The following is a 23,676-nucleotide window of genomic DNA, read 5'->3' on the forward strand; positions in this document are numbered from 1 at the left end:
AACTAATGGAAAGCTTTTTTATTGAAGATAAAAATAGGCAATATGCTTCATCCAGTTTTATCATAATAATGTATGTAATTTAAAAGACCCAATTTTAAAAATAAAAGATGTTTTTCACCAATAATTTAATTCTTTAAAATAACTTCAAGAATATCACTTCTTATAATTAAATATTAATAAAATGTTAAATTTTAGTAAAATTATCAACCCAAAATAAAAATCTTCATACTAATAAACCATTTTATTCAATTTTGTTTTAAAGATTATAAGTCGAAATAGTAAGTTTTTTGGGTTGTGAATCATTTTTTTTGGCAGTATAGTTGTTTAATGTCGGGGATGTTTGGATTATTTTCCATTCATAAATATTTTAATAAAAAGGTATACATACCTTCCATGAAAATTACATCAGGACTGCCAAATGTAATGTTCTCTACTATTTACTTTTGACTATCTCAGCTGCGATTGTCTATTTTTTTACTTAAAATATGTTTTGTATATAATTATAGGAGGAAGAACATGAAGAAAAGTAAGAAACAGCACATGTCCATCAGTAGGAAGTTAACAACTATTGTAATAAGTATTTTATTACTATTTGGATTAGTCAATCTAGGTCTATCCTATTATATAGTAAAGAATAGTAATTTAAAAGATATGAACCAATCTCTTTTTGATAAAGGAATGATCTTAGCAAAGACTATAGATCTAAAAACATTGCAATCTATTATAAAGGAGCCTAATGCTAGTAACCCAGATGTTCTTCGTTTAACAAAAGAAATGGATGATATAAACGATCACTCTGATATTATTACAAATCTATACCTTATAACGGTAGATGGAGACAATATAAAAGCGCCTGTTCTATCCTCAAGCATACTGGATTTTGGGGCGGAGTATAACCAAGATATGATAGCTATGGGCTTATCAGATGACTTTTTAGCAAGAATTAAAGAAATTTTTGACACAAAAGAAGCGACCGCTACAAACATTTATTCAGATGAGTATGGTAGCTACAAAACAGGCCTTACACCAATTTTGGATGAAAATGGAACAATCTTAGCCGCATATGCAATTGACTACGATGTATCAATGGTAACGGCTAAGGCGATGTCAGAGGTATTATGGTTTCTTTTAGTGACAGTGATTTTCTTAATTGGTTCTTCCATTGCTGTTTATACAGTTTTAAAAAGAAAAATAACACCAATTCAGCATCTTTCCCTACAATCTAGAAAAGTGGCAGAGGGCAATTTAGAGCTAGAGCCCTTACCTGTGATATCAACAGATGAAGTGGGTCTACTCACAGAAAACTTTAATTCTATGATTGAAAATTTGAAAGCAGTTATTAAAAGCACTACAAATGTTTCCGCACGTGTTTCAAACACTGCCAATATATTATCTACCAATATGCAAGAAGCAACAGATTCATACAATAGTGTAGCTTCATCGATGCAAGAGATTGCTGGGGGTGCTGATTTACAAGTCCAAAAAGCAAAAGAAAGCTCGATTACCATTGAGGAAATGAGCATGGGTATTCAACGAATTGCCATGACCTCCAATCAAATATCAGAATCCTCAATCCTAGCATCTGAGGAAGCTGAAAAAGGAAATGACTCGACAAATAAATCTGTAGCTCAAATGAATGCGATTAGTAAAGCAGTGAATCAATCAGCAGCATCCGTAAAAATGCTTGGCGAACATTCAGGTAAAATTGAAGAAATCGTTGGTATTATTACAGGTATCGCCTCTCAAACGAATTTATTGGCATTGAATGCAGCCATTGAAGCAGCTCGTGCTGGTGAAGCAGGAAGTGGCTTTGCTGTTGTAGCTGATGAAGTTCGCAAGCTTGCAGAGCAATCTGAGGCATCCGCTCGTGAAATTTCCACGCTTATCTCACATATTCAGCATGATACAAATGCATCTGTAAATGTGATGATGCATGCTGTGAAGGAAGTGGATAATGGTCTGGTCATGATTAATGATTCTGAAAAATCATTTAGTCATATTTTAACTTCAATCCACCATGTTACTGGACAAATACAAGAACTATCCGCAACAATAGAAGAAATGGCCGCTGGTATGGAAGAAGTAACCTTAGCTGTAAAGGATATGGAAGATTTCTCTGTAGGTTCAAGAGATAATACACGAGCAGTCGCTGAAACTTCTTCTTCTCAACTGAATACCGTACAAAGAGTTTCTGAAGAAGCTCAAGTATTAACTGATTTGTCTAGTGAATTATTAAATGTTGTTAACTCATTTGTCGTAAAATAAAATGAAAAGAGTCTTTCTATAAGCAGAAGCTTGTTATCCCGCAGATTTATGAACATCTGCGGGAGTTACTCGCTAAAATGAATTTTTAATATTCTGCTTATTGATTTCCCTCTTTGATAATAGGAGTTGTTATGATTGAATAATACACGAGATTTTAATTTATATTTATCACATCATCAAACACAACTATTGGAACAGCAAATGCTAGTCTCTCATTGCACAAAACTGTTAAATGAGGTGGATTTGCAAGCATACCAAGCATTAAATCAAACTAAAGCCTATTACGATACAAATACCACTATTCCTGAAATCTTTTATCAAGTTGCACACCAATTTGCTGATGCAATTGCCTTATCCTTCGTGGGCGGTACGATGACCTATCATCAGCTAAATGAACAATCTAATCAAGTTGCCCATATGTTAGTAGATAATGGTCTGCAAAAAGGTGATTTTGTAGCGATTATAATGGAGCGTAGTAAGGAAACAATCATTAGTCTTCTAGGAGTACTAAAAGCTGGTGGTGCCTATGTGCCCATTGACCCAAGCTATCCGCAAGAACGTTGCCAGTACCTATTGAACGATACTAGCGCCCTATTTGTCTTGACGAAAGATGAACATAGGAACTTACTGAGCCAACTTATACATAATGATGCTCAACCTCGGGTGGTGTTGACCATCAATCAGAAGGAAAGTTTTTCAAAAGAAAATATCCACAGCAATCTACGCCCATCTGATTTAGCCTATATTATTTATACATCTGGATCCACAGGTAAACCAAAAGGGGTCATGCTCAAACATAAGGCTGTTATTAACTTAATAACAGCTAATCAGAGAATTTACCAATCCACTAAAGATGACGTCTATTCTCAATTTATCTCCTACAGTTTTGACCCTTCAGTGACAGAAACATTTACAGCTTTTTTTTCAGGTGCAAGACTACATATGCTAACAAGTATTGAACGCCTATCCATCGAAGCATTTGCTAATATGATCGCACGGGAAAAGATTACTACTGCGACTGTGCCAAATGCTTTCTTTACACAGCTTGCCACATATCTACCTGTAGAATTCAAAGAAAAATTATCGTCTCTTACATATTTATCAGTCGGTGGTGAAGCTCTAATGCCCGCTGTTGTTCAAAGATGGCAGGAGAAATTCGGTAAATATACAGAAATTATTAATGTTTATGGACCAACTGAATGCACAGTGCTATCCTCCTACTATAAGATAAAGAATCCGATAACAGACAGTCTAGGAAGCATGCCAATTGGCAGACCGATTGCCAACTATGAAATGTATATTGTTAATAGTAATGATCAGCTTTGCCCAATCAATGTCACAGGTGAATTATGTATTGCAGGTGCTGGTTTAGCAGCAGGTTATTTACACCAACCTGAAAAAACAGCCGAGGTTTTTGTTCCACATCTATTTAAAGCTGAGGAATTGATGTATCGAACAGGCGATTTAGTCCGTTTATTGCCAAGCGGTGTCATTGAATTTATTGGACGGAAAGATTCGCAAATTAAAGTAAGAGGATTTCGTATTGAACTTGGGGAAATTGAAGCTGTGTTAAGCAATTACTCTAGCATTCAAGAGGCAATAGTTATAGCGAAGAAAAATGCAGACGGCAATAATAGTTTAATTGCCTATTATACTGTGTCAGGTGGTATGCAAATAGAACAAATAGCCATTAGAGAGTACTTATCAAATAATTTACCAGAATATATGATTCCTGAGCGATTCTTCGAATTACCAGAGATGCCTCTGTCTCCAACAGGTAAAATTGATCGGAAGCAATTACTGGAGATAGAAGAAACTGTATCTCTAAATAGCAAATATATAGCGCCAAAAAATGATAGACAGGAAATGCTAGCCAAGGCATGGGAGTATGTACTTGGTGTTGAGCAAGTTGGCATTCACGATAACTTTTTCCACATCGGTGGACATTCGTTGAAAGTTCTAGAGATTCTTGTCCAAGTGAAAAAGCATATTCCTTTCTTAAAAATACAAGACTTCTTCCAACATCAAACTATTGCAGAGTTAGATTATTATATTTGTAATTATCAATTTGAGAATCACGCAAACCAAGAGATGACATCTACTGTCCTATTAAAGGAATTAAAGGAGCCTAACCGCCTACCAGTTTCTGATGCAGTAGAACCATTACCAATGAAAACAGTATTGCTAACTGGCGCTACTGGTTTTTTAGGAAGTCACGTATTATATGAGCTGTTAATGACAACAAATATACAGGTTTACTGCCTCATTAGACCAAATGCCCATGTATCCATTGAAAAAAAGCTTTATGATACTATGCAATTTTATTTCAAGGACAGCATCACTACACTTTTGAAAGATCGAGTGACAGTGATCCAAGGCGATTTGGGACATCAAAGGCTGGGCCTATCTGACAAAGATGAGCATGTAATTATTAATCAAATTGATGCTATCATTCATTGTGGAGCGGATGTAAGGCATTTTGGTGCAGCGGAACAATTTAATGATGTAAACGTCAAAGGCACTAAATATCTGCTGGAACTAGCTAGACGTAAAAAGGGTATTCATTTCCACTATGTTTCAACATTAGGTATTCCAGAGGAGCTTGCCACAAATAATTGGGGACCTGATGAAGCACAAGGTAACTTTAATTATGACTACAAGCTCGATAATGTATATACGCAGAGTAAGCTAGAGGCTGAGAATCTTGTACGACAGGCTAACAAGCAGGCTATTCCTATATCCATCTATCGTGTTGGGAATTTAACCTGTCATTCTGAAACTGGTAAATTCCAGCGCAATATCGATGACAATGCTTTTTATCGTATGATAAAATCCATGCTTTATTTAGGTAAGACACCTATTGCTCATTGGCATGTTGACTTTACACCAATTAATTATGCAAGCCAAGCACTAGTAGCTCTTGCATGTCAGCCTAATTCAAACGGACAAGTATTCCATTTATGTAACCCAGCTCCACTGCCTTATCTAGACTTTATTGAAATGATTCAGGACCTTGGTTATCAGCTTGAAACTGTGACTGCACAGGAATATACGAACTGGCTTTTATATAATGAGCATACAGTGGAAGCACAGGCATATTTATCATTAGCCATTGCACAGCTAGAAGGTGATGGAGCAAGTGATTCACCATTTGTCTTTAATTGTGATAAAACACAAGCGTTTTTAGCACATACGAAAATTTCATGTGCAGTACCCAATCCAGCATTTATTCGCAAGTTGATTCATTACGGCATCAAAATGGAATATTTCCCTAAGCCAAAGTCTGTAAAAATCATATGAAGATTAAGGAAGTTTACTTATTTGCGTTACCTCTTGGTCAACAATTGGTACAAGCAGAATGGGATATGCTTTTCTATCAACTATCACAGCCATAGTAGCATAGAATTTTATAATATAAGCATTAGCAGGACAGGCAAAGAGCATTATTAGGATGCACTCTTATTCGATAGGCAGTTTTCGGTAATCACCGAATTCAAGGAGAAAGAGATGCTAACGGACATTCATATATTATAAATAATAAATGGGAAGGCGATGTGAATCTGTCACATTCAGGAAAGTGGATAGTTGTGGCACTAACTACAAAGGGTACATCAGAGTTGATGTGGAAGAAATAATACCATTGAGTGAAGAGGTCATATTATCTGCAATGACACAGGCTGATTTAGATATATTTTACTCAAAAGTCAATCCCAATTGATTACAAGCTTTAGATAGATACAAGTACTAAACTATCTTGATAAGCAACATCCCATTTCTATTTGTTGGGATAGTATGTATGCGCATTTAACTGTAATAATATTGAATAGAAACCAACTACTTACTCATTGAAAATAACAATAGCAAACTAGAATCAATCCTAGTTTGCTATCCCTTTATGTTCAGAGATTAACCTCCCCATCTCTTCACTTATTTAAATAAATCTGGGTACATTTCTTTTGCTAAAGCTTCCATACCATCTATAGTATTATAGCTATAGCCGAACATGTAATTATAATCTACAATATAAATTTGTTTATTTTTAATAGCTTTCATACTTGATAGTTTAGGATTGGCATAAATTTCTTCGCGTACTTTTGTAAGATCTGATCCATCCCAGTTTGGTAGAATTAGAACATCTGGATCTGTCGCAATTAAAGTTTCCATGCTAATATCACCTGTTTCATCTTTAAAGATATTATCCAGTTTAATCATATTAAATGAATTATTAAAGAATGACTCACCATGTGCTGACCATACGAAAAGATCTTTTGGATCATTTGTATGCAAGTATGCAAATGTTTTGTGCTCTTTAATGCTCTCTAATTTAGTAGAAATATTCTTTTGTCTATCTTTTAATTCCTTTATAAAGCTCTCTGCTTTGTCTTGTACATTAAAAATTTGCCCAACATTCTCTATATCCTTATAAATGGATTCATATGTTCCACCTGTTATAGAAGATTCTAAAACATACGTTTTAACGCCCATATCATTAAGAGAATCTACAGTACCTACTCCCCATTCAGCGTTATCAAATAATCCACCTCGTCCAAAAACTAGATCTGGATCAGTTCCTAATGTAACCTCTTTGCCAACGTACTCATCGCTTAAAATATTTAACTTTTCGTATTCCTTCTCTACAGATGTATCAGGTGCACCAAAGTTTGCACCAACTCCAACAATTTTATCCCCTAAGCCTAAATGTAATAATAGCTCTGCTGCTGGACGTGTGTTAGCCATAATTCTTTCTGGTGCTTTATCGAATTTTTGCTCTTTCTTTTCCCAAGTTGAGCCTCCTTCAGCCTTTGTATAGTTTTCTATTGTTAATGGATAATGCTCTTTCGTTTCTGATTCCTCAGATGTATTTTTTGATGTGCCACCGCAAGCTGTTAACAGTAACATAGCTGCTAAGCCCATTCCTACTAATACTCTCTTCTTCATTTATTCTCCTCCTAAAATCCATATGCAAAACTTAATCCATTCGTCACTGGATTAGTAAATGTTTGACACTTAATTTGATATAGAGCTTCTATAGTATCTGGTGTTAATACTTCCTCTGGTGTGCCATGCGCATAAATTTCGCCACCCTTCACTGCGTAAAGATAATCACAATAATGTGCTGCCATCTCTAAATCATGAAGAGCTGCAAGGACTCCTATATTTAGCTCTTTCACACAGGATAAAATTTCAATTTGATAGCGAATATCTAAATGATTAGTAGGTTCATCCAGTATCATAAATTTAGGTTGCTGTGCAATAGTTCTTGCTAAAATTACCCTTTGTTTTTCCCCACCTGATAACGATAAATAGCTACGATCCTTATAATCTTGCAAATTTGTACGATTTAGTGCTTCCTCAACTATGCCATAATCATGCTTCGTATCTGACTCTAACATTTTCTTATGAGGTGTTCTGCCTAACAGCACCATCTGATGCACAGTTAAATCAAAATGCATTTCATTAAATTGACCAACTACACCTAAATGCTGAGAAATTTTTTTCTCAGGACTTTTTAAAACATCTAAATCATCTAAAAAAACCATGCCTTTTTGCGGCGAAATACTTTTATAAATACTTTTCAACAAAGTTGACTTTCCGCATCCGTTTGGTCCGATTAAGCCCACAAATTGTTGCTTTTTCACATGAATAGATACATTTTTAACAATTTCTTTTTTGCCTATTTTGACTTCCATTTCCTTAGCGATTAATTCCATTGTTCTACCCTCCAAAGTTGTAACCTTTTTTTACAATCATGTAGATAAATAATGGTGAACCAATGACAGAGGTAATGATTCCTATAGGTAATTCAACATTTTGGATTAATGTTCTAGACAAAATATCTGCCCAGATCATAAATAGTCCTCCTAACAGTAACGTTCCCAACATTAATCGTTTATGATCTGCACCAAAAATACCTCTTGTAATATGAGGAATAATTAAACCAACAAAGCCAATCATTCCTGCATAGGCAACCATAGTCCCTGCCACTAATGATGTAAGAATCATATATAGCTTTCGGTAAACGCTTAAATTGATTCCTAATGTGATAGCAGATTCATCACCTAATAGCATTGTATTTAATATGCGATGTTGGAAAAGAAATAATGTTGCACCTAACACAACGACGATTGCTAAGATTGGTGTCTTGTCCCAGCTAGCAGTAGCTAAACTACCCATTGACCAAAATGTAACAGCTTTAATGGCATCCGTATTTTTAGCAAAAAATATCATAAGACTTGAGAACGAACTACATAGCGCACCTATCACAACCCCTGATAACACGAGTTTAATGGAGGTTGCTTTACCACCAATACTTGATAAAAGAAGAACAGCCATCGATGTCAACATTGCACCTGCAAAAGCGCCAAAAGCTACACCAAACTGAGCTAGGAACGCACTACCGCCAAAGCCAATTAGAATGGCGAAGGTTGCACCCAATGTTGCACCTGAAGAAATGCCCAAAATATATGGATCAGCAAGCGGATTTTGAACAATCGCCTGCATGACCACCCCACACAAGGCAAGTCCAATACCAATCAATAAGGCAAAAACCACACGAGGCATTCTTACCTGCAAAATAATATTTAAATACGATTGATTTTGAATATGATCAAGTGACCCTAACTTTCCATTTGTAATCGTATGTAAAAGAATATCCATAGATTGCCTAAACGGAATACTAACCTGCCCTATTGATACGGATAACACAGCAGATAATAAAATTGCTCCAATGATAAGTAAGATCATGACATAATACATGTTACCTATGCCTATTCTCTTAGCATCCTGTTTATCCAAGATTTCACCTCTATCTATAACATTTCTCTTTAATGATAACGATTATCATTTTCAATATGTATTGTAAGTGATAATTTATTGAAAAACAACAAGAAAATTAATTTAATTGCTTTTAACAAGTAAGCACAAAAAAACCTGCTCTCAAATTGGAAGTCTGAGAACAGGTCATTGATTTATCGATAGTAGTGACCGTCTTATTTATGATTTTGAGCAATATTTAAAAAGGACTCTTGATATTGTGCGTCCAATCCATAACAACCATATGATTCATCTCCATCCTCTGCATATAACGAATACTCATAGCTCGCAACATTTCTTCCCTTCGTAAAAATGGATTGACTTACTGCTGTGTGCTGAATATAGGGCAACAAAGTAACCATATGAAATGCCTGGAACCAATTATAGCCCGAATGGCGAATATAGTGTTCATCAGCTATTAAGCTTGCATGTTTCCAACGCATATACCCTATGTATAAATAAAATATTAAAGACAATAAACCGTACAGAAAATAAGGATGAATATACGAAAAAGCACAACATACTAATGTAGGAAACCAAGTTGTGCTCAATAAATAATCAGGTAATACAGATGATTTCACTTTTTCTTGCATTGGTTCAACTTTAAATATGGGCAACTGCTGTTGTATAAATTCTGACACGCGCTCCTGTTTCAATATAGGAAATAAAAGTATACTCCCATCACTACCAATCACATTAACTCTGATTTGTACATAGCCAAATAAGTGAAAAAATAGAGGTTGTAAAATTTGCACAGACCGCACTTCATTTAAAGGAACTTGGTCAGATTTTTTATTCAACGAACCATAGGATATATGTATATACTTTCCAACATTCTCACTATGAAAGCTCCAATATGTTATCATTATATAAATTGCTGACACCAAAATCGATACAATGAAAAGTATAAAAAACATCAATACTAATGAGAGCATGTCGTGCCAGGATATCTCCTTAACAAATTGAAATGCTTCTTTAAACCCTATTCGGCTTGCATTAGTATCCCATCCTTCTATCCAAAAACCTACTAGCTTGGAAGTAAAATTAAGCAAAATCATTGTGATGGACATTGAGGCAAGGAATAGTTTCCAGTCGGCTGTCGCTAGCAACAAACTTTGAAAAAATGATATACCTTGCCCCGACTTTTTAGGCTGCATTAATTCATATGAAGGAAAAAGAGCATTTTTTATTCTCACAATTTCTTTATTTGTTAAAACAAAGATAAATTCATCTCCTCCGATTAATTCAATATTAAAATTCGACACACCCACAATTCGCTTTAGAAATGAATCTGAAATCCGAATAGATTTTACACGATTAATAGGAATTTCATGATGTTTTTTAGCAAATACACCTTCGGCAATAACAATTTTTTGCTTGTCAAAAGAAAAGTTTTTATAATGCCAAAGCAATATAGAAGAAATAATAATCAGTCCACACAGCAACAAAAATCCTATATTTAATATTTTTTCGTAAAATTGATTAACGCCAATCAAGCCAAGAATCAACACAAATATAGGATATATTCTCTCTTTAATGATGTCATAATTGATATATATAATTTCAAGAACATGGTCTCTTTTCTTGTTCATCTTGGTCTATTCCCTTCTCAATCAAGAACATAGTGATATTTTCTTTTAATATCTCTGCCGTATCCTTTTTCACAAATTGGATACTATGATAATCACCAGCAGTATATATACCTACACTATATAAATTAAATAAACGAGCATAAAATGTTTGGGTAATACTTACATGCTGTATACGTCGAATGGGAATGGTACTATGACGAATAGTGATACCTCCTTTGAATGTTTGAATCCTTTCTTCATCTTCTACATATCGGAAATTTTTATAATAAAAAATATTCATAAGCCCTTCATAAAGAAATTGCACTGTATAATACATCGAGGCAAGTATACATATTTTCCGTACAAACTCATAATCTTGGAATAAATAATAAGCTATTAAAATGACCAATAATCTTTTTATACAATATTGTAAATCACTTAAAAGCCATATAACAATTGATGCTTTTTCTACTTTTTGCACAACTTTTCATCTCCATTGTCCTCTTGAAAGGTATAACACATAACTTAAATTTTTATATCTACCATTGAGCTTGAATTATCCTGACTCGACAGCTCGCTTATTCCTTCAGATATACCTGACTGTTGCTTATTTTGGTTTTCCTCATCCTCAGACAATTGCTTGTACTCCTTAGGATCTTCTTTTGGTATACGCATAGTCAGTGCTTTTCCATATAAAGCTGGGTCATGCTTGACTAAAAATTGATGATCCTTCGTTGGAACTTTATCTCCTGAGGAAATACGTCTCGCAATTTCTAAACATGTTATATAGATTTTTAATGTGTCTTCCTCTGCCTCCATTTGCTTCTTAGCAGCCTCGGTTTCTCTCTTTAGTTGCTCTGCCATCTTCTTTTGCCTTTCTAGCTCTTGTTCCCTCTTTTGTCTCTGCATCAATTGTTTTTCCTCTTCTGTTACTTGTGTTGCCGACTTCGTTAGTTTATGATCAATGACTGACTGATGATTTTGGTTATATTCAATGCGCATCTATTTTCCTCCTTTCAGTATTTAAAGAGCTTCTTAATTTATTATTCGGTAAAAACCGTATCAAATGAACTACAATTTTAGGAATCTTAAACATAAAACCACCTCTTATAATTATAGGAAGTGGTTTGGTATAATGAATATTCTCGTAAGGTAAACTTTAAAAGCAAAAAACCACCTCTCATCAGATAGTAGAAATGATGAGAAGTGGTAATTGTATTCAAATTAATTGTGAGTAACACTACTTCCTAAAAGAAGTGTTGCCTTACTAGATTTAATTACATCATCCCCGGCATGCCCATGCCACCCATATCAGGCATTCCTGGCGCTGCTGGTTCTGGAATATCTGCTACAACTGCTTCTGTTGTTAAGAATAGAGCTGCTACAGATGCTGCGTTTTGTAGTGCAGAGCGAGTTACTTTGGCAGGGTCTACAACGCCCGCTTCAATCATATTCACCCATTCACCTGTTGCTGCGTTGAAGCCTACACCGATTTCCTCACGTTTTAGGCGATCCACGATGATTGAACCTTCAAGGCCAGCGTTGTTTGCAATTTGGCGAACTGGCTCTTCCAACGCACGTAGAACGATTTTCACACCTGTTGCTACATCGCCCTCTTCTGCATCTGCAACTTTTTCAACAGCTGCATACACGTTAAGAAGTGCAGTACCACCACCTGATACGATACCTTCTTCAACAGCTGCACGAGTTGAGTTAAGTGCATCTTCAATACGAAGTTTACGTTCTTTTAACTCAGTTTCTGTTGCAGCACCGACTTTGATGACTGCTACACCACCTGCTAATTTTGCAAGGCGTTCTTGTAATTTTTCTTTGTCGAATTCTGAAGTTGTTTCAGCAAGCTGAGCACGGATTTGACCAATACGACCTTCAATTGCATCTGCACCGCCAACGCCTTCTACGATTGTTGTATTGTCTTTTGTCACAACTACTTTCGCAGCGCGACCTAGAGACGTAATATCAGCAGATTTAAGGTCTAAGCCTAATTCTTCTGTAATCACTTGACCACCTGTTAGGATGGCGATATCTTCTAACATCGCTTTACGACGGTCACCAAATCCTGGTGCTTTAACTGCTACAGCATTGAATGTACCGCGAAGTTTGTTTACCACAAGTGTTGCAAGAGCTTCCCCTTCAACATCTTCAGCAATGATTAAAAGTGGACGACCTTGTTGTACCACTTGTTCTAATAATGGTAATACTTCTTGAATATTTGTAATTTTTTTGTCTGTAATTAAAATGTATGGGTTATCAAGAACCGCTTCCATTTTATCTGTATCAGTCACCATGTAGTGTGAAGCATAGCCACGGTCAAACTGCATTCCTTCTACTACATCAAGCTCTGTTGTGAAGCCTTTAGATTCTTCAATTGTGATAACACCATCGTTACCAACGCGCTCCATTGCTTCAGCAATAAGTTGTCCAACTTCATCATCAGCCGCAGAGATAGCAGCAACCTGTGCAATTTCATCTTTATGGCTTACTGGACGAGAAATAGCGTGTAATTCTGTCAGTGCAGCAGCAACTGCTTTATCAATCCCTTTACGAATACCAACAGGGTTTGCACCAGCTGTCACATTTTTCAAGCCTTCACGAATAATTGCTTGAGCTAGTACTGTTGCTGTAGTTGTACCATCACCTGCGATTTCATTTGTTTTAGAAGCAACTTCTGCTACTAATTTTGCACCCATGTTTTCATATGGATTTTCAAGTTCGATTTCTTTTGCAATAGTCACACCGTCATTAGTAATAAGTGGTGAACCGAATTTTTTTTCTAAAACGACATTGCGCCCTTTAGGCCCTAATGTAATTTTAACTGCGTTTGCTAATTTATCTACACCTTGTAACATTAATGAACGAGCTTCTTCTGAGAATTTAATATCTTTTGCCATTTGAATTTACCCTCCTGAAATGGAATATTCGTTAAGCTTCATCAATATATTTATATCAATTTCACCATACTGTTATTGTCATATGTGACAATTATTATAGGCATTGCTTTATTAAAGCATTGAATTATTCAATAATTGCAAGAATATCGCTTTCGCGTAAGATTAAGTATTCATTCCCCTCATACTTAACCTCTGTACCAGCGTATTTTGAGAAAATAATGCGGTCGTCAACTTTAACGTCAAGCTCTACACGTTGTCCGTTTTCTAACACGCGACCTGTCCCAACTGCTACAACTTTACCTTCTTGTGGCTTTTCTTTTGCAGAGTCTGGCAGTACAATACCGAATGCAGATTTTTCTTCTACCTCGATTAGTTCAATTACAATACGATCTCCTAGTGGTCTTAACAAGTGAAACAACCTCCTATTAATTAAATGTTTGTTGAGAGTTTATTAGCACTCTATCCAGTTGAGTGCTAACACAATTATTATGATAATCAATCACACTTTTTTTTGCAAGTCAGAACTTCGAAAAATTTTGTTTTCTTTCCAGATTCCTCTACAATAGAAAGGTAGCATAATGAATGGAAAGGATTTTGACTGTGACTAATTCTCAAAAAGTAAATAAACATAAAAAAACAGCCCTATATGTTTTATTGATTTATATCCTCATGCAAATATCAGGCAAATGGCTAATAGAACCATTTCACAAGCTTGTTATGAGTACTACTGGTTTAGCTAGTGAACAAGCCGCTCCACTTACACAAGGCTGGTATATTGCACTAAGCTTCGCCATTGCGTTAATTTTAAGTTTAATTCTTACCTCTCGTGATAAGGCTTTTTGGAATGTCTATCAAGGTAAAAAGGAGACTATACCACTTACAATTATGTGGGGTATTATCGGCTTCTTCCTAGTATTTTTTGGTCAAATGATTGGTGCGGCTATAGAAATGGCTGTGTTTGGAATCAAAGGTGGCTCACAAAATACGGCTGATATTGTGGCCATTGCAAAAGGTGCTCCAATAGCAATACTGGCTATAGTTGTATTTGGACCAATTCTAGAGGAATTTGTTTTCCGTCGTGTTATTTTTGGATCGCTTGTCCAAACTACGAATTTCTGGATAGCGGCTATAGTAAGTGCTATTTTCTTTGCTCTTATTCATAGGGACTTCTCACATATCTTGCTTTATACAATTTGTGGATTGATTTTTGCCTTTTTATACCACAAGACAAAACGCATTTGGACGTCCATTATCGCCCACGTCATGCTGAATGGTTTTGTGACACTTGTACAAGTGTATGCAGAACGATTGCAAAAGTTGCTTGAAGAACTACAAAAAGTGCAATAAAAAATCAGTGGGAGCATTTTTCCCACTGATTTCTTTTATCCTTCACAATAAAAAGCTCGATACGCATGCATCGAGCTTTTCTTATGTTATTGATTTAATTCTTCTATTTGTCGTCGTTGCTGTTCAAGTGCCTCTTCAATCTGCCGTTTTTGCTCAGCTTCCTGCTCCTCTTTCAATCGCATTTCCTCTGATTTCAGGTATTTTTTATAGCCAATACGCGAAATCATAATACTAATTTCATAAAGAACAAACAAAGGTACTGAAACCATTAAATGTGAAGCCAGCTCAGGTGGAGCGATTATGGCAGCACACACAAACAAACCAAAATAGGAATACTTTCTAAAACGAACTAGTATTTCAGGGGATAGTAATCCAATACGTGAAAAGAACAAGATTACAATCGGCAATTGGAATAGGAAACCAAAGGGGATTGTAAGCTTAAATAAAAAAGAAAAATACTCATGTATGCCAAGAGTTTGTTCAACTTGCAATTCATCGGATAAATTCATCATAAACTTGATGACATATGGGAATAAAAAATAGTACGAAAAAGACAAGCCTGCCAAAAACAATAAAAACGAGTAAGGTATATAACTTAATGTTGCTTTACGTTCTACTTCCCTTAACCCAGGGCTTATAAATGCCCACAATTGATACATCAATATTGGTGATGATAGGATAAATGCAATGATAAAAATGACTTGAATGTAAATTGAAAGCGGTGTTACTACATCAAATGCATGGAGCTCTATATCATAAGTCTCCACAGTAGATTGAAGAAATTTAACAATTGGCTTTGCAACAAAAAAGCCAGCAATCATAGCAAGAACAAAGAAAACGGCAACTATGAAAAGCCGTTTTCTTAATTCTTCTATATGTTCAATAACAGTTAGATCTTTTGGATTCATTCCTCAACATCCTAACTTACTTATCTAGTTCTTTCTTTTTCTTATCATCATCTTCATCGTCAGCTAATCCTTTAGTAGCATTTTTGAATTCACGTAGTGTTGAACCGAATGCCTTACCAAGCTCTGGTAATTTCTTAGGGCCAAAAATTAGTAACGCGACAACTCCGATAATAATGAGGCTCATTGGACCTATTGGACCCATTTCAGCCACCTCCTCTTTATATCCATCATTTTAACGCATAATTCGCCATTTTGCTAACTAATTATATGTGAAAGTTTTTCGTCACTCTTATAGATTACTTCTTATTTTAATTCATATTTCTATTTGACAGAAACTGTGAACTATACTTGGAATTATGTATTATTTTCACTCTTCCTGATTACGAATTAAATAGATAAGTGCCTGTAATTCGACAGACAAATCTATTGTTAAGAGTTGCATTTTATCTGGCACAGTAATGCGCTCTGGGGTAAAGTTTAAGATACCCTTTGCATTCATGGCTGCTAGACGGTCAGCCATCTTTTGCGCTGAGCGTGGTGAGACAGTTAAAATGGCTAGCTCTGCGCCATATTCTGCATATTTTTCCTCCAATAAGTCAGGATGAAAAACAGGAATATTACTAATCATCTTGCCATCCTTTGGAGCTTTTGAATCGAATGCTACAACGATATGTGTATTATGATTCTTTTGGAAATTATATTTTAATAGAGCACTACCTAAATTCCCCACACCGATTAACGCTACTTTTGTCGTTTCATGTTGATCTAGCGTTTGACTAAAGAATTTTAATAAATGTTGAACATCATAGCCATATCCTTTTTTCCCAAGTGCACCAAAATAAGAAAAGTCACGGCGAATGGTTGCTGAATCTATTTTCATCGCTTCACTTAGTTCTTTCGATGAGATTCGTTCCATGCCTTCGTGCGCAAAGTTTTGGATAAATCGATAGTAAAGAGGAAGTCTTTTAGTAGTGGCCTGTGGAATTTTTAATTCTTGTTTCAAACTTTTTCCTCCTCGTTTATGTACCAAATTCGCCTAAACATATTTTAAATGATACATGCTTAATGAACTACTTACAAAGTTTATTATTTCTATTGGAGGATTTCTCTTTAGTTAATGGCGCCATTTACGCCACTAACTAAAGAGAAATCGTTTCAATCTTACATGACAGCTCGGAATAAGTAAAGCATCGACATTGCAAGCACATCGTTCATCCATTACACTAAGGAAGAATTGAGGTGTCAAGAATGATTGTTTTACAGGTCAATCAACTATATAAATCCTTCCTTGCAGATGAAATATTAAGTGGCGTTAAGTTAGAAGTTCAACATCGTGATCGTGTTGCATTAGTAGGACGAAATGGCGCAGGTAAGTCAACTTTACTAAAAATAATTGCCGGTCAAATGTCATATGATGCGGGTGATATTATTATTCCTAAGGGCATACAAATCGGCTATTTAGAGCAGCACGCTGGATTAAACTCAACCTTGTCGATTTGGGATGAAATGTTAACCATTTTTGAACCACTTATGGTACAAGAAAAGACCCTTCGCTCACTAGAACAACAAATGGCTGATCCAGCAATATATGAAGACTCTATTTTGTATGCAAAAATAATGTCTGAGTACGATCAATTGCAGCATAACTTTAAGGATGCAGGCGGCTATCAATATGAATCTGATATCCGTTCAGTGCTTCATGGCATGCAGTTTTATCCTGAGGATTACGAAAAATCCATTCGTTCATTATCAGGAGGGCAACGAACTCGTTTAGCACTTGCTAAGCTTCTCTTAAGTAAACCAGATCTTTTAATACTAGACGAGCCTACCAACCATTTAGATATCGAAACGCTCTCCTGGTTAGAATCTTATTTAAAGGGCTATGAAGGCGCAATTCTTATTGTTTCCCACGATCGCTATTTCTTAGATCAGGTTGTATCGATTGTCTATGAAGTTTCACGTCATCGTGTAACAAAATATACTGGCAATTATAGTGCTTATTTAGATGAAAAAGCGAAAAATTATGAGCGTGACATGAAAATGTTTGAACGCCAGCAAGATGAAAAAGCCAAGCTCGAGGACTTTATTCAAAAAAATATCGCGCGTGCTTCTACCACAAAGATGGCACAAAGTCGCCGTAAAATGTTAGAACGAACAGATTGGATGGAATCTCCTGATAGCGATGAAAAATCAGCTAGCTTTGGTTTCACAATCGACCGTCAAAGTGGTAATGATGTTTTATCTGTTGATGAATTAACAATAGGTTATAGTGCTAAAAAAATATCAAGTGGTATTCATTTGCGCACCTATAGAGAAGATCGAATTGCGCTTGTTGGACCAAATGGCGTAGGTAAGTCCACTCTATTAAAAACCATTGTAAAAGATTTATCACCACTCTCTGGAGAAATTCGCTATGGAACAAATGTTCAAATTGGTTACTATGATCAGGAGCAGGCAAAGCTCACAAGCAATAAAAGCGTTTTAAAAGAGCTTTGGGACGAATGGCCGTTAATGAATGAAAAGGATATTCGAACTGTTCTAGGCCGCTTCTTATTTAGTGGTGAAGACGTGGATAAAGCTGTGTCCTCTTTATCCGGTGGTGAAAAGGCAAGGCTTGCTCTTGCAAAATTAATGATGCAAAAGGCAAATTTCTTAATTCTAGATGAACCTACCAACCACCTAGACTTAGATAGTAAAGAGGTCTTAGAGAATGCGTTGATTGATTATCCTGGTACGTTACTATTTGTATCACATGACAGATATTTTATTAATCGAATTGCTACGAAAGTAGTTGAGCTATCTGGTGATGGTTCCTTCGAGTACTTAGGTGACTATGATTACTATTTAGAAAAGAAACAGGAACTATTAGAATTGGCGCAAATGAAGGCTGCTACTCAATCTCAGAGTCAAACAAATGTAGCTGAAAAAGCCCCTACTTCTAAAATTGATAAAGAGGCAAAAAAACGAGAACGCCAAATAAGACGTACGATTGAAGAACTGGAAGATAAAATGCAGAAGGTAACTGCTGAAATAACCCATTTAGAGGCTGAACTTTGTGATCCAGAAATTTTCACAAACCACGAGAGAATCTCACAGCTGCAAGACGAATTATCCACTGCTAAGGAACACCATGAGCTATTTGAGTTAGAATGGCTCGAACTAAATGAAGAACTTGAAAATATCATTGTATAGTTAGATGTAAAGCCGTGTGCCTGACACATGGCTTTTTCCTTTACCTGAGCTTATATTTCATATATATTGGTCAAGTGCTATTTTTCGACAAAAACTGCCCACAGCTTTATGCACATAGAAAATCTAGTAATACCAACATATCAACAGACTTTTCCACACTATCCACAGATTTAATTTATTTTACTCACAATTATATGTGAAAAACATACTACTATATATAGAATAACCACAAGTTATACACAAGTTATCAACATTTTGTGCATAAGTACGGATGTTCGTCGTTTTTATTTACATTTAACCTGTGGATAATTATCTGAAAAATTTGTCAATTCGTCAAAGTTCATCATGTAATATTTCTACATTAATTTCACATATCAAAAAAGAGGTATCATAGAATTTAATCTAAGACACCTCTCTCTCTATTTCCCCCAGGATTTCAACTCCATTCCAGGGCGCCCATTCATCGTTAAATTTCCTCGTATACCAGCTTCAAACATTGGTGTTGCTGCTGCACCTATCATCGCAGCGTTATCTGTGCATAGCTTTAATGGAGGAACAAAAAATGGAATACCCTCTTCAGCAAAAACCTTCTCAAGCGATGTACGCAAACCCTTATTAGCTGCCACACCCCCTGCTGCAATTACTTGTTTCACTTTATATTCACGTGCGGCACGTAGTGTTTTTGCTGTTAATACCTCAACTACACTCGCCTGAAAGCCTTTAGCAACAGCAGTAGGAGAAATTTTTTCGCCACGTTGATCCATATTGTGTTTGTAATTAATTACTGCCGATTTCAACCCACTAAAGCTAAAATCATATGAATCTTCCTCTAGCCACACTCTTGGGAAGGATACAGCCTCATCACCCTCCTGTGCAAGCTTATCAATACGTGGTCCTCCAGGATAAGGCAAGTTTAGAACACGTGCAACCTTATCATAAGCTTCACCCGCCGCATCATCTCGTGTCTCTCCAATGACATCAAAAGATCCATGTTCCTTCATATACACAAGCTCCGTATGCCCACCAGATACGACCAATGCCAATAAAGGGAATTCCATTCGCTGGACAAGTGCATTTGCATAAATATGTCCTGCTATATGATGAACACCTATAATCGGTAAATTATTAGCGAAGGCAAAGGCCTTTGCAGCATTAATTCCTATTAGCAATGCGCCAACTAAACCTGGTCCCTCTGTAACTGCAACTGCATCTAAATCACTTGGTTGCATATTTGCCTGAGCTAAGGCTTCTTCAATGACCACCGTAATTTGTTCAACATGATGGCGAGACGCAATTTCAGGTACAACCCCGCCAAACCGCTTATGACTTTCTATTTGTGAGGCAACAACATTCGAAACAATTTCAGAGCCATTTCGAATAATTGCTGCTGCTGTTTCATCACAGCTCGATTCTATTGCTAATATCATTCGATTTTCCATTATAAATTCACCCACATAACAAGGGCATCCTCCCCATTGTCTGTATAATAACCTTTTCGTAAACCACCATCATGGAAATCTAACTTTCGATAAAGATTTTGAGCAACAGTATTCGTTACTCTCACCTCTAAGCTCATGATTTCCATCTCATTCTGTTGTGCAATTCGCATGGCCTCTCGCATTAATCCTTCACCAATTCCACGACCACGAGCTAACTCTATAACAGCTACATTCGTAATTTGTGCTGCGTCTACCACCATCCACATGCCACAAAAACCAATTATGCTATTATCTTCGTCTATAGCTAACACATAATGTGCATATTGATTTTCATGCACTTCATAATAAAAAGAATCTAGCGTCCACGGTGCAGGGAATGTAGCAAGCTCGACTGCATATACAGCTGGAACATCATCAGAAACCATTTTACGATATGTTATCTTACTACTCATCCGTTTTCTCCTTTTGTTCCTTTAGCCAGTTCGCCTCTGCCTCTGCAATACGTTTGTATTGTGGGATAAAGTGATGAACTGCATCCACACTAGGTAGCTCTTTGGTTGACGCTAATCGAATTGTTTCACTTGCTCGAGGCAAATCATAACTAAAAGGTGCACGATGTGCATCAGCACCTAGTACTTCTACAATTTTAGACCAAAATACAGCTACATCAGCCCCAACAAATAAAACAGGTGCCCCAAGGGTTTTTAAACGTGCTAATAAGCCATCAATATGATCGTGATAGTCATCAACAATGATCTCTAGCTTTGAACCCTTATAAACAGCCGTATACACATTGTTTCTTCGCGCATCAAAAATTGGGCAGATAAATCCCTCATATAATGCAGCATTTGCGGCTAATGTTTTTAAGCTTGATATTCCAATTAGAGGCTTTTGTAGTGTCCATGCTAGGGTTTTGGCCAGTGTTACCCCAATTCGGACTCCTGTATATGAGCCTGGCCCCTCAGATACCGCAATTGCATCTAACTCGCTTGGCTTTATATTGACCCGTGCAAGCACATCCTCAATGGCAGGCATTGCTCCCGCTGAATGTGTTAATTTTATATTTTGTACAATCTCTGCAATCACTTGTCCATCCCTCACAACAGCAATAGACAGCGGTGCATTCGCCGTTTCAATCCCTAACCAAATCATTTCATTAGCTCCTCACATAATGCCTCATATCGCTTTCCACGAGGTGTTAACACAAATCGTCGTTGATTTTCCCCAATCCGGTAAATCTCTATTCCTAAACGCTCCTGCGGTAAATCTTGTTCAATTAGATGTGCCCACTCTACAACTGATACAGCATCTCCGTAAAATAACTCGTCCCATCCAAGATCTTCATCGCTTTCTGCTAAACGATAAACATCCAAATGATTAAATGGTAAACGCCCCTCATATTGCTTCACAATTGTAAATGTTGGGCTATTTACTGTTTTTTTAATACCAAACCCCTTCGCTAAGGCCTTTGTAAATGTCGTTTTTCCTGCACCCAAATCACCCTCCAACGTTATTGTATCCCGGGCTTCTAGTAAGTTGGCAAGCTTCAATGCAAAGTGCTCAGTATCGTCCAGTGAGTTCATTATTTTTTCATACATCATGTCTTTTTCCTTTCCAAGCTCCATTATCTCTAGTTTACCGAAACAATCGTAAATGTTCAAAGCATCCAATGGTTCTTAAAAAATTAATTTTGTACACACAGTAAGATAAAAACACGTCTCCTTTATAGAAGTCGTGTTCATGTTGTTGAAAAACTATTATGTTAATGAAATCAAGTTATTCTATACATATTTCTTATGTAAAAACGAAGCCTAAGCATTATATATTATTTATACTAAAATGAAGTAGCAACATCAAATATTTTCAGTGACAAAGAGAAACGGCAGTGAGGCAACACGATGTTGGTCACGAAGACTCTGTTATTGTAGCTATGCTGTACACAGGATGGAAGCATACATTCATACTATCATCTTTATAGCTTTTGAATAAGACAAGCTATACAAAGCTAATCATTTTCGCCTTGCCGTAATTGTAGCTGCCGCTTTGCTTGCGCACAGATAAAAACGTGTTGCTGTCGCTTCGCTTTCGCACAGATAAATTTCCACAGGATGTAGTGGTCTTAGACTGAGTTCCGCTATTTCAGTAGGTGTTTGAGCACCCACTGAAAAGGAATCAAAATCGCATTCATCTCACTACCTGTAGAGGTGGGAGTCTTCTGTATCTGTCGCTTCGCTTTCGATACAAAAAACATCTGCTGAATGAAGATAAAAAAAGTTCTTATGATTACTAAAAATCATAAGAACTATAGGTTATTATTTATAATGGCGGTCCCGACCGGGATCGAACCGGCGATCTCCTGCGTGACAGGCAGGCATGTTAACCGCTACACCACGGGACCTCTCTAAGACATTAATAAATATATCATAGAGATCCTCCACATGCAATCTTTTTTATCTCATTAATTGTAATAGATTTTACTAAATAATAAACAGGTTATTTGTTAGATTTCTTTTAAAACAACACTTATCATCATATCTTAAATCAATTTTTCACTTTGTTTTATACGTTTTTCTCGTTCTTGAATAAACACTTCTCGATTAATTGGTGGAATTTCACTTCATCTAGTACAACTTTAGCAGTTAAAATGGCTATTCTCTTAGTTGATGACAATCAATTATGTCTAGCATAATTGAATCTAGATTTTTTCGAGTTCGTTCGAGAAGCTCCTCTTCAAAATTCGCCAGGACTTTATCTTAATTCAGCGGGTGTTTGTTCGCCGATGAGTAGAAAATACTGCATTCGTTTCGTTAACTATAGAAGTAGAAATGCTCTGTACCTGACGCTTCGCTTTCGGTACAAAAACATTTGCTAAATCAAGATAAATTAAAACTAGAAAGTACGTCCATAAATCATTTAAATCTCTATAAGAGCTAATATCCTTATTTTGAATGCGTGTAAAAAGAAAACCTTCTCTCAAATATAAATGTCCTCTTCAAATTACACTCAAAAATATTCCTGACATAAAATAAATATCCACTTTTCATTTGAAAGCAAGATAAATAAAGACATTTTCTTGACTGTGCATTTTTGAAAAAACGCCGCTATAACAAAAATAAGCCAAGGAATTAATCCTCGACTTTTAATTGCCTAGCAACGTCCTACTCTCACAGGGGGAAGCCCCCAACTACCATTGGCGCTAAAGAGCTTAACTTCCGTGTTCGGTATGGGAACG

At 36.3% G+C, this 23,676-nt stretch carries 19 protein-coding genes, 1 tRNA gene and 1 rRNA gene; 4 read left to right on the top strand and 17 right to left on the bottom strand.

The features are described 5' to 3' along the window. Positions 1-516: 516 nt before the first annotated feature. Both AC1RNS_RS22870 and AC1RNS_RS22875 read left to right on the top strand, forming a co-directional pair. Positions 517-2,265, top strand: coding sequence for a methyl-accepting chemotaxis protein (locus AC1RNS_RS22870; protein ID WP_492996014.1), 1,749 nt, complete (start codon positions 517-519; stop codon positions 2,263-2,265). A 135-nt stretch (positions 2,266-2,400) separates the two neighbouring features. Next, positions 2,401-5,565: a non-ribosomal peptide synthetase family protein gene (locus AC1RNS_RS22875; protein WP_492996016.1), complete on the top strand. Its 3,165-nt coding sequence runs from the start codon at positions 2,401-2,403 to the stop codon at positions 5,563-5,565. A gap of 627 nt (positions 5,566-6,192) precedes the next feature. Here AC1RNS_RS22875 and AC1RNS_RS22880 read toward each other — a convergent pair. From AC1RNS_RS22880 to groES, 8 genes are all read right to left on the bottom strand, one after another. Further along, complete coding sequence (locus AC1RNS_RS22880; RefSeq protein ID WP_492996017.1) at positions 6,193-7,203, bottom strand: ABC transporter substrate-binding protein; 1,011 nt, start codon at positions 7,201-7,203, stop codon at positions 6,193-6,195. A gap of 11 nt (positions 7,204-7,214) precedes the next feature. Further along, complete coding sequence (locus tag AC1RNS_RS22885; protein WP_492996018.1) at positions 7,215-7,976, bottom strand: ABC transporter ATP-binding protein; 762 nt, start codon at positions 7,974-7,976, stop codon at positions 7,215-7,217. Between the two features lie 4 nt (positions 7,977-7,980). Beyond that, positions 7,981-9,060, bottom strand: a complete 1,080-nt coding sequence (locus tag AC1RNS_RS22890; RefSeq protein ID WP_492996019.1) for a FecCD family ABC transporter permease — start codon at positions 9,058-9,060, stop codon at positions 7,981-7,983. 194 nt (positions 9,061-9,254) lie between these two features. Next, positions 9,255-10,670: a PH domain-containing protein gene (locus tag AC1RNS_RS22895; protein ID WP_492996021.1), complete on the bottom strand. Its 1,416-nt coding sequence runs from the start codon at positions 10,668-10,670 to the stop codon at positions 9,255-9,257. After that, the gene (locus AC1RNS_RS22900) at positions 10,642-11,130 is read right to left on the bottom strand and encodes a PH domain-containing protein (protein WP_492996022.1); all 489 of its coding nucleotides are present in this window, start codon (positions 11,128-11,130) and stop codon (positions 10,642-10,644) included. Before AC1RNS_RS22900 ends, AC1RNS_RS22895 begins: the two co-directional genes overlap by 29 nt. A gap of 44 nt (positions 11,131-11,174) precedes the next feature. Beyond that, on the bottom strand, positions 11,175-11,651 hold the full coding sequence (locus AC1RNS_RS22905) for a hypothetical protein (RefSeq protein WP_492996024.1): 477 nt from the start codon (positions 11,649-11,651) through the stop codon (positions 11,175-11,177). 275 nt (positions 11,652-11,926) lie between these two features. Beyond that, on the bottom strand, positions 11,927-13,558 hold the full coding sequence (gene groL, locus AC1RNS_RS22910; protein ID WP_492996025.1) for a chaperonin GroEL: 1,632 nt from the start codon (positions 13,556-13,558) through the stop codon (positions 11,927-11,929). Between the two features lie 124 nt (positions 13,559-13,682). After that, positions 13,683-13,967, bottom strand: coding sequence for a co-chaperone GroES (gene groES / locus AC1RNS_RS22915; RefSeq protein ID WP_054771925.1), 285 nt, complete (start codon positions 13,965-13,967; stop codon positions 13,683-13,685). A gap of 173 nt (positions 13,968-14,140) precedes the next feature. On the opposite strand from groES, the gene AC1RNS_RS22920 reads away from it, so the two are divergent. Further along, a complete protein-coding gene (locus AC1RNS_RS22920; protein ID WP_492996027.1) occupies positions 14,141-14,905 on the top strand; it encodes a CPBP family intramembrane glutamic endopeptidase in 765 nt (254 codons plus the stop codon). 86 nt (positions 14,906-14,991) lie between these two features. On the opposite strand, the gene tatC is transcribed toward AC1RNS_RS22920, so the two are convergent. The 3 genes from tatC to AC1RNS_RS22935 form a co-directional block, all read right to left on the bottom strand. Continuing rightward, positions 14,992-15,813, bottom strand: coding sequence for a twin-arginine translocase subunit TatC (tatC, locus tag AC1RNS_RS22925; protein WP_492996028.1), 822 nt, complete (start codon positions 15,811-15,813; stop codon positions 14,992-14,994). A 16-nt stretch (positions 15,814-15,829) separates the two neighbouring features. Beyond that, positions 15,830-16,015: a twin-arginine translocase TatA/TatE family subunit gene (locus AC1RNS_RS22930; RefSeq protein WP_283869783.1), complete on the bottom strand. Its 186-nt coding sequence runs from the start codon at positions 16,013-16,015 to the stop codon at positions 15,830-15,832. 165 nt (positions 16,016-16,180) lie between these two features. Beyond that, a complete protein-coding gene (locus tag AC1RNS_RS22935) occupies positions 16,181-16,816 on the bottom strand; it encodes a redox-sensing transcriptional repressor Rex (protein WP_283869784.1) in 636 nt (211 codons plus the stop codon). 245 nt (positions 16,817-17,061) lie between these two features. On the opposite strand from AC1RNS_RS22935, the gene AC1RNS_RS22940 reads away from it, so the two are divergent. Next, positions 17,062-19,005, top strand: coding sequence for an ABC-F family ATP-binding cassette domain-containing protein (locus AC1RNS_RS22940; protein ID WP_492996037.1), 1,944 nt, complete (start codon positions 17,062-17,064; stop codon positions 19,003-19,005). A 419-nt stretch (positions 19,006-19,424) separates the two neighbouring features. Here AC1RNS_RS22940 and tsaD read toward each other — a convergent pair whose 3' ends face one another. The 6 genes from tsaD to rrf form a co-directional block, all read right to left on the bottom strand. Continuing rightward, on the bottom strand, positions 19,425-20,444 hold the full coding sequence (gene tsaD / locus AC1RNS_RS22945; RefSeq protein WP_492996030.1) for a tRNA (adenosine(37)-N6)-threonylcarbamoyltransferase complex transferase subunit TsaD: 1,020 nt from the start codon (positions 20,442-20,444) through the stop codon (positions 19,425-19,427). After that, on the bottom strand, positions 20,444-20,896 hold the full coding sequence (gene rimI / locus AC1RNS_RS22950) for a ribosomal protein S18-alanine N-acetyltransferase (protein WP_492996031.1): 453 nt from the start codon (positions 20,894-20,896) through the stop codon (positions 20,444-20,446). Before rimI ends, tsaD begins: the two co-directional genes overlap by 1 nt. Beyond that, positions 20,889-21,596: a tRNA (adenosine(37)-N6)-threonylcarbamoyltransferase complex dimerization subunit type 1 TsaB gene (gene tsaB, locus AC1RNS_RS22955; RefSeq protein WP_492996032.1), complete on the bottom strand. Its 708-nt coding sequence runs from the start codon at positions 21,594-21,596 to the stop codon at positions 20,889-20,891. Before tsaB ends, rimI begins: the two co-directional genes overlap by 8 nt. Next, a complete protein-coding gene (tsaE, locus tag AC1RNS_RS22960; protein ID WP_492996034.1) occupies positions 21,593-22,042 on the bottom strand; it encodes a tRNA (adenosine(37)-N6)-threonylcarbamoyltransferase complex ATPase subunit type 1 TsaE in 450 nt (149 codons plus the stop codon). Before tsaE ends, tsaB begins: the two co-directional genes overlap by 4 nt. Positions 22,043-22,766: 724 nt before the next feature. Further along, positions 22,767-22,842: transfer RNA gene (locus AC1RNS_RS22965), tRNA-Asp, on the bottom strand. A gap of 747 nt (positions 22,843-23,589) precedes the next feature. Then, positions 23,590-23,676 (bottom strand): 5S ribosomal RNA (rrf, locus tag AC1RNS_RS22970); the annotation flags it as partial.

This window comes from Lysinibacillus sp. GW821-FHT14F06 (assembly GCF_058803665.1).